Origin of the sequence: Arenibacter certesii DSM 19833, assembly GCF_000429545.1 — a bacterium.
Classification (GTDB): domain Bacteria; phylum Bacteroidota; class Bacteroidia; order Flavobacteriales; family Flavobacteriaceae; genus Arenibacter; species Arenibacter certesii.
This window is the reverse complement of the sequence record NZ_AUCB01000003.1, coordinates 205,725-218,198: the sequence shown is the minus strand read 5'-3', so window position 1 is coordinate 218,198 and position 12,474 is coordinate 205,725. Positions and strand designations below refer to the sequence as shown.

The 12,474-nt window shown below is 39.1% G+C and carries 9 protein-coding genes; 4 read left to right on the top strand and 5 right to left on the bottom strand.

The genetic code is table 11. The features are described 5' to 3' along the window. Positions 1-16: 16 nt before the first annotated feature. The 3 genes from G466_RS0100880 to G466_RS0100870 are packed head-to-tail and all read left to right on the top strand — an operon-like array spanning position 17 to position 2,485. Complete coding sequence (locus G466_RS0100880) at positions 17-991, top strand: NAD(P)H-dependent flavin oxidoreductase (RefSeq protein ID WP_026811933.1); 975 nt, start codon at positions 17-19, stop codon at positions 989-991. 8 nt (positions 992-999) lie between these two features. Further along, positions 1,000-1,962: a YheT family hydrolase gene (locus tag G466_RS0100875; protein ID WP_026811932.1), complete on the top strand. Its 963-nt coding sequence runs from the start codon at positions 1,000-1,002 to the stop codon at positions 1,960-1,962. 43 nt (positions 1,963-2,005) lie between these two features. After that, complete coding sequence (locus tag G466_RS0100870) at positions 2,006-2,485, top strand: c-type cytochrome (RefSeq protein ID WP_026811931.1); 480 nt, start codon at positions 2,006-2,008, stop codon at positions 2,483-2,485. A gap of 519 nt (positions 2,486-3,004) precedes the next feature. Here the strand turns inward: G466_RS0100870 and G466_RS0100865 are convergent. From G466_RS0100865 to G466_RS0100855, 3 genes are all read right to left on the bottom strand, one after another. After that, positions 3,005-4,540, bottom strand: coding sequence for a SulP family inorganic anion transporter (locus G466_RS0100865; RefSeq protein WP_026811930.1), 1,536 nt, complete (start codon positions 4,538-4,540; stop codon positions 3,005-3,007). 82 nt (positions 4,541-4,622) lie between these two features. Then, positions 4,623-5,591, bottom strand: a complete 969-nt coding sequence (locus G466_RS0100860) for a phytanoyl-CoA dioxygenase family protein (RefSeq protein WP_026811929.1) — start codon at positions 5,589-5,591, stop codon at positions 4,623-4,625. Between the two features lie 328 nt (positions 5,592-5,919). Next, a complete protein-coding gene (locus G466_RS0100855; protein ID WP_026811928.1) occupies positions 5,920-6,843 on the bottom strand; it encodes a hypothetical protein in 924 nt (307 codons plus the stop codon). A gap of 380 nt (positions 6,844-7,223) precedes the next feature. On the opposite strand from G466_RS0100855, the gene G466_RS0100850 reads away from it, so the two are divergent. After that, entirely contained in the window at positions 7,224-8,225 is a 1,002-nt protein-coding gene (locus G466_RS0100850) for an NAD(P)H-dependent glycerol-3-phosphate dehydrogenase (RefSeq protein WP_026811927.1), read from the top strand. Between the two features lie 51 nt (positions 8,226-8,276). Here the strand turns inward: G466_RS0100850 and G466_RS0100845 are convergent, their stop codons facing one another. Next, positions 8,277-9,944 (bottom strand): glycerol-3-phosphate dehydrogenase/oxidase, encoded by a 1,668-nt coding sequence (locus G466_RS0100845; protein WP_026811926.1) that lies wholly within the window; start codon positions 9,942-9,944, stop codon positions 8,277-8,279. A 92-nt stretch (positions 9,945-10,036) separates the two neighbouring features. Further along, the gene (gene pbpC / locus G466_RS0100840; RefSeq protein ID WP_084418661.1) at positions 10,037-12,415 is read right to left on the bottom strand and encodes a penicillin-binding protein 1C; all 2,379 of its coding nucleotides are present in this window, start codon (positions 12,413-12,415) and stop codon (positions 10,037-10,039) included. Positions 12,416-12,474: the final 59 nt, after the last annotated feature.

Here is a 12,474-nt window from a genome sequence, read left to right as displayed (position 1 = left end):
CAAAATATAAACCCATATGAGCAACAAAGCAGCTTTTATAAAAGATCTATCCCTACCCATGGTAGCGGCCCCTATGTTTCTAATATCGGGTCCCCAATTAGTAATAGAATGTTGCAAAAACGGAATTGTAGGAACCTTCCCCGCACTTAACCAACGCACAACCGAAGGTTTTGAGGAATGGGTGATAGAGATTAAAACGGCTTTAAAAGCCTTTGAAGAAGAAACTGGCAAAAAAACTGTCCCTTTTGGAGTTAACCTTATTGTACACCCTACCAATCCAAGATTGGAGGCCGATTTAAAAATTTGCATTAAACACCAAGTTCCATTAATCATCACTTCTTTGGGAGCCGTTTCTCAAGTGGTAGATGCTGTACACAGTTACGGCGGATTGGTATTCCATGATATTATTAAGAAGCGACATGCAGAGAAAGCTGCAGAAGCAGGCGTAGATGGATTGATTCTGGTTTCTGCTGGAGCTGGAGGACATGCAGGTACCATTAACCCTATTTCTTTGGTAGCAGAAATAAAAAAAATCTTTAAAAAAACCATTTTGCTCTCGGGATGCTTAAGCACTGGAAGAGATATTGCAACTGCCCTCCAAATGGGCGCAGACCTGGCATATATGGGAACAAGATTTATAAACACCCAAGAGAGTAACGCCACGGAGGAGTATAGAAAAATGATTATCGATGCTGGTGTAGATGACGTGGTTTACACCGCAGCTATATCTGGAGTACATGCCAATTTTTTGGGTGCCAGCTTAAAAGCTGCAGGAATTACCGAAGAAGATTTAAAGAAAGACACTAAAATAGATTTTGGAAAGGAAGTAAACACAGAAGCGAAAGCGTGGAAAACCATTTGGTCCGCTGGACAAGGGGTCACAACCATAGACAATGTGCTAACTGTCTCCGAACTTATGACCACATTAAAATCGGAGTTTAAAATGGCTATTGAAGAACAGGTAAAATTCTTAGAAACCTACCCAAAATAAAAAAACCCATGCCCATAATACCCTCTCTTTATAACCCGCCACTTCCCTTTAAAAATGGTCATTTCTCCACCATTTACTCTGGGTTAGTAAGAAAGGTGAAGGGACCAGTTCAAAAAAGGGAACGCATGTACCTTCCAGATGGAGATTTTATGGATTTAGATTGGAGTTACGCCAATAATCCAACCAGGATGGTGGCCATTTTATTACACGGCTTGGAAGGAAATGCACAGCGCCCCTATATCACAGGAGCCGCTAACTATCTTAACGCAAGCGGGATAGATGCCTGCGCTGTAAATTTTAGAGGCTGTAGTGGAACAACAAACCTGTTGTTTAAATCCTACCATTCTGGAGCAACAGAAGATTTGGAGTCTGTGGTAAACCATATTCTTCAAAAGGATACCTACAATCAAATATTTATAAAGGGATTCAGCCTTGGTGGCAATATGGCTCTGAAATATTTAGGCGAAGGCCGGGATATCCCAAAAGAAATAAAAGGTGCTGTAGCCATTTCGGCCCCTTGCCACCTACATAGCTCTTTAGAGCAATTATTAAAACCAAAAAACCGACTTTACGCCAACCGATTTAAAAAACGATTGATAGAAAAGCTACAGGAAAAAAAATTGCTTTTCCCGAAAAGTCTGAGTGACACCGATATTGCACAAATAAAAACCCTGAAGGATTTTGATGATCTCTATACTAGTAAGGCCCATGGCTTTTTAGATGCCCTAGATTATTACGAGCAATGCAGTTCCTTACAATTTCTAAAATCGATAAACATCCCTACCTTAATCCTTAACGCAAAAAACGATTCCTTTTTAGGGCTACAGTGTTTCCCATATGAAGAAGCACAGCAAAACGAAGTTCTATTTCTTGAATCTCCCAACTATGGGGGGCATGTAGGGTTCTATGACAGTAAAAACATCACCTATTCCGAAAAAAGAACACTAAATTTCATTGAAGAGCAATTATAAAAAAATCTATTTCATATCTTAGTGCATTAATTAAAAAAAAAAGATGAAAAAACTATTGATCCCTTTTGCCATAGTGGGATTATTAATGAGCTGTGGTGAAAAAAAAGAAGAGAAGAAGGCAGGATTCGAAATGAATCGCACTAAGAAGGAAGTTAAGACGACTACCAAGAGTGAAGGAGTGCCTGTAGACATGGACAATAAGGGGGTAGGCCCTATTAAATCCGTGACTTTTGCGGATGAAATAGATACCGAAATGGCTGCAAAAGGTGAAAAAACATTTAACACCCTATGTGTGGCTTGCCATATGGTAGACCAAAGAATGATAGGCCCAGCAATTAAAGGAGTGTATGACAGAAGAAGTCCAGAGTGGGTAATGAATATGATCATGAACCCTGACGGAATGCTAAAAGAAGATCCTATTGCTAAAGCCCTACTAAAAGAATACAACAATGCTATTATGTTAAATCAGAATTTATCTGAAGAAGATGCAAGGGCAGTTGCTGAATTTTTCAGAACTCTCTAAGCTAAGGCTAAAAATATATTATATAAATCGCTAGTTGGAGGCTCCTGCTCCCGACCAGCGATTTTTTTTGTTTCTAAAAGAGAGACTACACAAAGAAGTTTATCTTTATCTTATCCTGTAACCATTTATTTTATTAGGTGCTCCCTCCTATGTTGGGTGGGCAATTAGCTATATCTCTAACTTTGCCGCAGAGATGCTCCGCTGTCCATTACCATGGTACAATAATTTGATAATGTGTTTATTTGGAGATGTGAAAATTGAAAAATATAACCATTGTCCCTATTCAGAAGGATCAACATTACTGCTAATCGGAGCCTGTTCACTTATTACTGAAAATTGCGTTAGCTATTGCAGCGGCATACTTTTTAAGTAGGCTTGGCCTGCTAAAAAAGATACAGCGGAAAGAGCGACCCGACAGGGGAACGCCCAAAATCCACACTCGATTAGGAACGTATGCAATCCCTAACCAAGTAAATTATAATTTAGAGCCGTAGCCGCTTTCGTTAAGTTGTTGTACGCTTATTTATTGAGCATTACCCTATAAGTGGGATCTTCAATTATATTTACCTCAATAACACTTTCTGCATTTGTCAATAATTTTAGACAGTCAGGACTTAAATACCTTAGTCGCAGCCTTTTTCCCTGCTTCTGATATTTTGCAGTAATTTTATTCAAGGCGTCTATGGCCGACATATCTACCACCTTACTCTCTTTAAAATCGATGATAACCTCCTCCGGATCGTTTTCAACATCAAACTTTTCAATAAAGGTTGCGGTAGAACCAAAGAAAAGCGGACCATATATTTCGTAATGTTTTACTCCATTTTCATCCACACTTTTTCTTGCTCTAATACGTTTAGCGCTTTCCCAGGCGAATACCAAAGAAGAAATAACAACTCCAATCAGTACGGCTACAGCCAAGTTGTGGAACACAACAGTAACTACAGCTACTAAGATTAAAACAAAAATATCGTGCTTGGGCATCTTATTAATTACTTTAAAACTCACCCACTCAAATGTACCTATAGCAACCACCATCATTACTCCTACGAGAGCGGCCATGGGGATTTGTTCAATTACAGGTCCGCCAACCAATATGATTAACAATATCGTCATTGCTCCTATAATAGCAGAAAGTCGTGCTCTTGCTCCCGAACCAACGTTCACTAATGTTTGGGCTACCATGGCACATCCTCCCATGCCCCCAAAGAATCCATTGGTTATATTTGCTATCCCTTGTGCAGCTGCTTCCCTATTAGACTGACCTCTAGTATTGGTAATTTCGTCTACCATATTAAGTGTTAAAAGAGATTCTATAAGTCCTACACCCGCCATAACCAATGCATATGGAAAAATAATTTTAAAGGTTTCTAGGGTAAAGGGAATATTTGGGATATGGAACGTAGGCAACGATCCACTTACCGAAGCAATATCATACACTTTTTTGGTGTCTATATCTAGAAAAAAAACTATCCCAAACACCACCAATATAGCTACTAGTGAAGGAGGAACCGCTTTAGTAATCTTAGGCCATAAGGCTACAATTGCGATGGTTAATAGGGTTAATCCAACCATTATATACAGCGCTGAACCTTCCATCCAAACCTCAGCGCCACCATCCATGGTTTTAAACTGGGCTACCTGTGCCATAAATATGATCACGGCAAGTCCATTTAAAAAACCGAACATTACTGGTTGCGGAATAAGGCGAACAAACTTCCCTAACTTAAAAAGTCCAACTAGTAATTGCAGGACTCCAGCTAAGGCCACAGCGGCAAAAAGATATTCTACTCCATGAGTAGCTGCTAGCGCAATTAATACTACGACTGTAGCACCGGCACCACCAGAAACCATCCCTGGCCTACCACCGAAAATGGCCGTCACAATCCCCATTAAAAAGGCTGCATAAAGTCCTGTTAAAGGAGATAAGCCAGCCAAAATAGCGAATGAAAGCGATTCTGGGATCATGGTCATAGCCACCGTGAGTCCAGCTAAAATTTCAGTTTTATAATTTACTTTTTGTTTAAAGTCAAAGAGATTTAAATACTTTTTCACGTTTTTTATTTAAGGCTGCAAAAGTACTGCTTTTACTTGTTTTGAGGTGTATTATAGGTCTAAAATTCAGTCTACTGCGCTATTACCACAATTTTAAACCCAATAGTTTTGCTCCCAACTCACTTAATTCTGCCACTGGATATTTCAATTGCTCCCAATTTCGTGGATCCCCAGGAAAGGCATAACCTTCAGGAGCCACTCTATTTCTCCAGGAATTTATCCTCCATTCTCGCAATGCTTTATTATTCTCTTCTGCGGGCATCATGGAAATATACTGGGCAATCCGCACCTTATCTCTACTAAAATTAGGCCTAATGCCATGTGGCAACGTGCTATTAAAGATCAAAAGATCTCCAGCCTCTAGCTTTACCTTTACAATTTTATCTTGCAAATTGCTTACATCTGGCTGAAAGCGGTCTCTATCTTCGGGCTGGGTAGTCTTCCAGGTTTCATAATTACGATATAACCATGGAATACATTGAAAGCCACCCATGTTTTCATCTGTTTGATCGGACAAGGCCAAGACCCCCTGAACATTTTGTGGTTTGGTCTCTGGATCATAGTCCCAATGTATAAACCCTTTTTGCTCATAACCAGGCCGATTAGGAAAATTTAAGTTGGCTCTATCTATGGTCACCCATAATTTCTCAGTACCCCAGATATCTACAAAAGCATCATAAACTCTTTCTTCCTGCCTATTGTTCCATAGCATTTGATTATTATAAACTTCTACCATTCCCGTCCCCGTTAATTCTTTCATTTTCATTTCAGCTCTTGGGGGCGCATACCAACTCTCAGGATTGTTAGGGTCCTTCTCATCAAATTCCCATAAAAAATGAGCTGTTTCTTGAGCTTGACCTTTTGTAATGGTCTTTTTAATTATAACATACCCATTATGTACCCAAAATTGCCAGTCGGACTCACTCAGCACTCGCAAACGTGAATCATTTTTTCTATCGTTTAATTTTACGCTGCTAGAAGTAGCCGTAGAGGGGTTACCTGGAATTTCCTCATGGTAGTGATTGGCCATTTCTATTTTTGATTTTTTCATAACAGCTAATTTTAATTTTTCCTCTATTTATATCATATCTTGATAAACTGAAGTACATGAAGTAGTCACCTTGCATCTAAATAATCCTACGATTTACTACCATCCATTTTATACATTATTCACAAAGAGTTAAGGTACAGATTGTTGGTCAATTTCACTATTAACAGGTTAAAAAAAGTGCAAGTGGCGTTTAATGATCTTCATATTTCAGGTGTACTTTACCGATATTATATGGATCTCCGACTGAACGAAATTGGGAGGCAAACGCCAAAATAAAATTTTATTTAGACCTGTAACATGCTGTACACAAAATATTCTTACCGTGTAATTACGTCCTTTTTACAGATGCATTCCTAGTCGCATTTTGATTTTTCACTCTTATTTTACCCAATTGAGAGGCCCCAGATTTAAGGTAGGTAATGAATCCTCTTCCCATAATAGTATATACGGTACCACTTCCAGTATGATATAGTTCCACGGTGCTATCGTTTAATACATACAATTCAAAATAATCACTCCCCATATAATCGTAATCCAAGTTTACCGCCTTAACAAGATTGTTATTCGGAAGATTAAACACCTCATATCCTCCTTGGTAATCCCAAATTATTTTGTTTAAAGAAATTTCACTAGGATCCAAAGAAGAGCGGAAACCACTACCTTTCCCATCCTCAAAAAACTGCAAGAAGTTCTCATCATCAAATTCGTTTATTACGCCCTCACTACTGGTTTTTACTTTTTCCCATAGGTCATATTCCTGAAGAAAGTAGTGGAGGTTATCGTAGAAAATCTTGTTATAATTAAAGTTGTTCCTTTGGTATCCCTTTAAAAAATAAGAGGTATCACTTTGACCATCGTACAGTTCTATGGTATTATAATTTACTACAAAAACCTCTAAGCCCCACAATCCATCTACATCATGATCTATATTGAGCTTTCCATTAATAGTATTAAAGAACCCTACTGGTATTCCATAGCCATTCCCCGTCTTTCCAAATCCTGCCAAATTATTGTTCGCATATAGTTCTCCTCCTTTAAAAGAGACCGTAAATGCACGCTGTAGAAAAGGTACTTCCCCATTTCCCACAGTAGCATTTATGTATACATACCACAATTCATAGGAATGCACCAACTCTCTTAGATTAGGTGCGGCTTCCTGTATATAGTCGTCCTCCACCATAACTTCGGTATAACAGCTTGTAACCAAAGTTCCCAGTAAAAGCATAATGGATAGCAGTTTTATAGTTCTCATAAATTTCCTTTGATCGGTTATTGTAAATAAATAAAATAAGCATCATGCCGGTTTTTCAAACATCTGAAATACAAAGATTTACGCCTTTTAAATATAGAACTATGAAGGCATATTAACACTAGCAATCGGGAGCCATTGCAACATTATCCTATTTTGAAACTTCAAAAAACCGTACTACATTGCCGGCCAAATAAAATAATGGAGAGGGCAATTATTGACTTTAGTAGCCTCCCCCTTCTTTTTGGAAGCTGGAAAACAAAGGTTTTACCTAACTCTACCACGGGAAAAGCGAAGTTTTAAGAGGAGTCCGGTTTACTAGATGGGGAACCCTAATGCTAGTCCAATAGATGGGAAAGTAAAAAATTGATACCTTTATGCTGATGAAAAACGATATAAATTTCGCCGTTTTAGGTGGAGGAAGCTGGGCAACGGCCATTGTAAAAATGCTAACGGAAAATGCGGATATAGTGCAGTGGTATATGCGCAATACAGATGCCATTGACCATATAAAGAATCATAGACATAACCCTAAATACCTAAGTTCGGTAGAGTTTAAAACGGAACAATTAAAACTTACCGACGATATAAATACGGCTATTTCCAATGCGGATGTCCTTATTTTTGCGATCCCCTCGGCTTTTTTAAATTCGGAACTAAAACAATTAACTGTCTCATTAAAGGACAAAATTATATTTTCTGCTATCAAGGGAATTGTTCCAGAATCTGGTTTAATAGTAGGAGAGCATTTTAATGAACACTATCAGGTTCCTTTTGAAAACATAGGCGTAATCACTGGGCCATGCCATGCAGAGGAGGTAGCATTAGAGCGACTCTCCTATTTAACCATTGCTTGTGCAGATACTGAAAAGGCAGAATTGGTAGCCAAGCATTTAAGCAGTGATTATATAAAGACCAAAATATCCGATGATATTATAGGCACGGAATATGCTGCCATGTTAAAAAATATATATGCGATAGCTGCTGGAATTGCACACGGTCTAGGGTATGGGGACAATTTTCAGAGTGTTCTGATGAGCAACGCCATTCGGGAAATGAAACGCTTTATTAAGCAGGTACACAAAATGAAACGAAATATCAACAATTCGGCTTATTTGGGCGATTTGTTAGTTACCGGGTATTCTATTTTTAGTCGTAACCGTATGTTTGGCAATATGATAGGCAAGGGCTACACGGTAAAAAGTGCCATGATGGAAATGAAAATGGTAGCCGAGGGCTACTATGCCACTAAAAGTGCCTATTTAATTATCACAAAACACAAAAAAGAATCGAAAACCCCAATTCTAAATGCGGTTTACGACGTGTTATACGAAGATAAAAACCCAAAACGAGTTTTTAAAGAGTTGACCGATAAATTGGATTAAATACACCCCTAACTAAATATGATTACTTAGATAGTTAGGGATGTTTACACATTATTCCCTATCTAAGGAAAAGTTGGAATGTTCCTTAATTTCCATTTCCAGTGTTTTCCTATAACTGTTGATGGTATCCTTGTCTAGTTTATAAATCTGTTGGAACTCTTCTAAAATAGGCTCCATCAATTTATTGATACTTTCTATATCAAAATATAAGCGACCCGTTCTTCTTATAAAGAAGTCCATAGGAGTAATTACCATTTCTTGATTAATTGCAAATCGCAATTCGGCCTTAGCCATAGCAACAGTATGATCCTGATCCTTTTGTTTGGCATATTCAGCCAATATGGTTTCGGTTTGTTTCCCATAATTGGTCACCAAATACCAGGCATCATATTCTGTAAAACCTTCGGGAGCCAATCTTTCGTGTATTTCGGAAATGTACTTTTTAACGTGTTTGTACTTCTTAAAATCGTTTCCACAAAGCGGTATTTTATCTGTAGTACAATCTTTTATTTCAATGCCATACTCTTCTTCCATTTTTTTAGCCACCTTATTCACCACTCTTTCGGCCATTTTCCTGTAGCCTGTTAATTTACCACCTGCAATACTGATCAATCCTGAGTCTGAAGTAAAAATTTCATCTTTTCGGGAGAGTTCTGAAGCGGATTTCCCTTCTTCATGAATCAGGGGTCTCAAGCCTGCCCATGAGGAAATTACATCATCTAGCTCCAAATTAATTTTTGGAAACATATTGTTCACTGCGGAAATCAAGTAAAGCGCGTCGGTTATATCAACCTTCACTCTATCCTTATCTTCAGTATAATTGGTATCTGTGGTACCTACATAGGTAATTTTCCCCCTTGGAATGGCAAACATCATTCTACCATCAGGGATATCAAAATATACCGATTGTTTAATCGGCAACTTATCATAGGGAAAAACCAAGTGAACTCCTTTTGTAAGATGTAATCGCTTACCTTTTTTGGAATTATTGATCGACCTAAGTTCGTCTACCCATGGTCCTGCTGCACTAATCACATATTTACACTTTATATCAAATGCACTATTCGATATATGATCCATCACCTTAACGCCTACCACTTTATCATTGTCATAAATAAACTGGGACACCTCTGCATAATTAATGGCGGTAGCCCCAAACTGTAAGCTAGTCTTTATGGTTTCCAATGTTAAACGGGCATCATCGGTACGGTACTCTGCATAATAACCAGCACCATTCAAAATCTTTTTAGGTAAGAGTGGCTCCAATTTTAATGCCTCTTTTTTCTTTAGCATTTGCCGTTTATCATCTCCGGTCACCTGAGCTAGAATATCGTATACTTTTAGCCCAATTGAGGTGAGCCATTTCCCATATGACCCGTTTTCTATTAGGGGCAGCAGCATTTTTTCTGGCAATACCAAGTGAGGCGCCAGCTTATGAACAATTGCACGTTCCGATCCCACTTCCTTAACCAACCAAAAATCGAACTGTTTTAGATAACGCAATCCCCCATGAATCAATTTGGTAGATTTACTACTTGTCCCCGAAGCAAAGTCGCTCTTTTCCAACAACGCCACTTTTAAACCTCTGGCGGCAGCGTCCAGCGCGATACCCCCTCCAGTAATTCCACCTCCTATAATGACCAGGTCGAAAGTTTCTTCTTTTAATTTGGCAACAGTCTTTTGCCTATCCAAATTGGAAAAACGTATATTACTTTTCATCAATTCTATTTTTTGCAGGATTTATAATTAGTACATTGGATTCTTAGCCCAATAAAGATATGAGTTTACAGTCCAGCATCAAAAGAGAAATGCTACTCTATGGAAATGTTAACCATAACTTCATTTCCCATATTATCTACCACGGTTATCCGGTGCTCTCCTTTTTCTGGTACAATTCCTATCTCATGGAAGTTAATGGTCTCCCCAAGAAAGGTATCGTTTAGATACCAATACACCTCAGCATGGGGCTTAGTATGCGCTACTTTAAGGACCAATTCACCTGTTTTCCCCGCAAAATTTTTAGTAAGGGTAATCCTGCTTCCGTCTTTGGGATAAATAAAGGCCATATCTGGCGTGCCCGTTTGTTTACAGCTAGCTTTAAAGGGCGGTAACATAGTGTAGGTAGGATTACTTCTTTGGTAGTAATACCCCATAAGAGTTGGCAGTACAAACCAGGGTTGGGTACGGATTTCGGCGGGATCTTCACAGGACGAATTCACCCGAAGCGCTCCTTTTTGATCTAAATGAATTAGGGTATGATAGCCACAAACCTTAACATACTGCTTTTTATTAGGAATACGGATGGTGGTGGTAGGGCAAATAGTGGAAGCCAAAAATCCGCTGTCTGCACAAACTTCAATATTAGTAAACTCATCTTCAGGGACTGAAAACCAAGAGGCGTTTGGAAGAACATCAAACACATCAAATAAGATAGGGGCCGCCGTGTTCAATCCCATCATATTGGGTCTCCCTTCCCCATCTGCATTTCCTACCCAAACACCTACTACATGGTCTTTGGTAATCCCAATTGCCCAAGCATCCTTATTTCCAAAGCTAGTCCCCGTTTTCCAAGCAATTTTCTTAGAGGAATCATAGAACTCCCACGATTCACTGCCTTCGGGTCTATTTAAATCCTTCATGGCCTCAAAAGTGAGGTATATACTTGCGGCATCAAAAATGGTCCTTTCTGTGGATCGCGTTCCAAAATCGGTCTGAAAACCCTCAATGATTACTGGTTCGGCAAACTCCCCAGTATAATATTCACTGGAAGTTTTATTAAAATGATTAATGGTAGAGGCTAAGGATGCATAGGTTTTACAGAGATCCCAAAGGTTACTTTCGGCGCCACCAAGGATAAGCGTTAGTCCATAATAATCTGCAGGCTTATTTAAGCCCCTTAACTTAAAGAAGTCCAACTGATCCCTAAATTTATGCAATCCATAATCCTGCAATAATCTTACGGACGGGATATTCAAAGACTTTGCCAAGGCCCTGTCTGCCCTTACGGCACCACTATAGGTACGATCAAAATTCTCTGGAGCATAGCCCGCAATATAGGTTGGGATATCAGGCACCAACATTCCAGGCAACAATTCTCCCGCATCTAACATAGCGGTATAGAGGAGTGGCTTTATTACACTTCCAGTACTGCGATTGGCATGTACCATATCTACATCCTCCTCATGATCTGGACCTGCTAAGGTGTTTCCTACATAGGATAGTACTCTTCTACTATTTACTTCCATTACAAGGACAGCAGCATTGTGAACTTGGTTCTGCTTTAGCAACTTGTGATGATTATTCACTATAGCATTTACGGTGGACTGTAGATAGGGATCTATAGTAGTAGTGATGCGCTCTCCTTTTTTGCTCTTTGCTATAAACTGTAACAAATGAGGCGCTTTATTGGGCAAGTTAAACGGCTTTTTAGGCAGCTTTTCTAGAAGGGATAACTGATAGGAAAGACTGTCTAGATAATGGTTTTCATATAACTTGTAGAGTAGTCTATTCCTTTTCTCCAATAATTTTTCTTGATTCTTACCTGGATAAATAAGACTGGGCGCATTGGGTAAAACGGCCAAAGTAGCAGCTTCTGCCCATGACAGTTGGTGGGGCTGCAACCCAAAATATCGCCAGGCCGCCATTTCCAAGCCCACTACATTACCACCAAAAGGGGCGTGACTTGCATATTGCTTTAATATATGCTTTTTGGAATACCGTAATTCTACTCTAGTGGCAAGCACCAATTCCTTTACCTTTTCCCAATACGTTCTATTTTGCTGATGACGAGATAAGCGAATAAGTTGCTGAGTAATGGTACTTCCACCCCTAACCGTTTTCCCCGAACTCCAATTTGTCCAAAATGCTTTAACCATGGATATGGGATTAAAACCAGGGTGCTTATAAAAATGGGCGTCCTCAAAATTTAGGATACTCATTTCAAACTTATAGGGAACGCTATCTACTACAGGGAAGCGCCATTGCCCATCTTCCGCAATACGAGCTCCTAAAAGCTCCCCAGAATCGGTCTCCACTACCGTGGCTGTAGGCACATTGAAAAGATTCTTTGGCAAACAAAAATAATAGGCAAGAAAAAGAACTATAGTTATGGAAAGTAATAGAAAATGTTTTCTTTTCTTGATGGAAAAAGTCCAACTTCGAAGACTTGATAGTATAGCGTTTCTATCCATTTAAGTATTTGTATCCCAATTGGGCTAGGCAGGCATTACAATTTGCCCCCAATTTAGTC

Bases quoted from the DNA above. Each gene is read 5' to 3' on its own strand.
- G466_RS0100870 (WP_026811931.1), top strand. From the start codon at position 2,006: ATGAAAAAACTATTGATCCCTTTTGCCATAGTGGGATTATTAATGAGC.
- pbpC (WP_084418661.1), bottom strand. From the start codon at position 12,415: ATGGATAGAAACGCTATACTATCAAGTCTTCGAAGTTGGACTTTTTCC.
- G466_RS0100845 (WP_026811926.1), bottom strand. From the start codon at position 9,944: ATGAAAAGTAATATACGTTTTTCCAATTTGGATAGGCAAAAGACTGTT.
- G466_RS0100855 (WP_026811928.1), bottom strand. From the start codon at position 6,843: ATGAGAACTATAAAACTGCTATCCATTATGCTTTTACTGGGAACTTTG.
- G466_RS0100875 (WP_026811932.1), top strand. From the start codon at position 1,000: ATGCCCATAATACCCTCTCTTTATAACCCGCCACTTCCCTTTAAAAAT.
- G466_RS0100850 (WP_026811927.1), top strand. From the start codon at position 7,224: ATGAAAAACGATATAAATTTCGCCGTTTTAGGTGGAGGAAGCTGGGCA.
- G466_RS0100860 (WP_026811929.1), bottom strand. From the start codon at position 5,591: ATGAAAAAATCAAAAATAGAAATGGCCAATCACTACCATGAGGAAATT.
- G466_RS0100880 (WP_026811933.1), top strand. From the start codon at position 17: ATGAGCAACAAAGCAGCTTTTATAAAAGATCTATCCCTACCCATGGTA.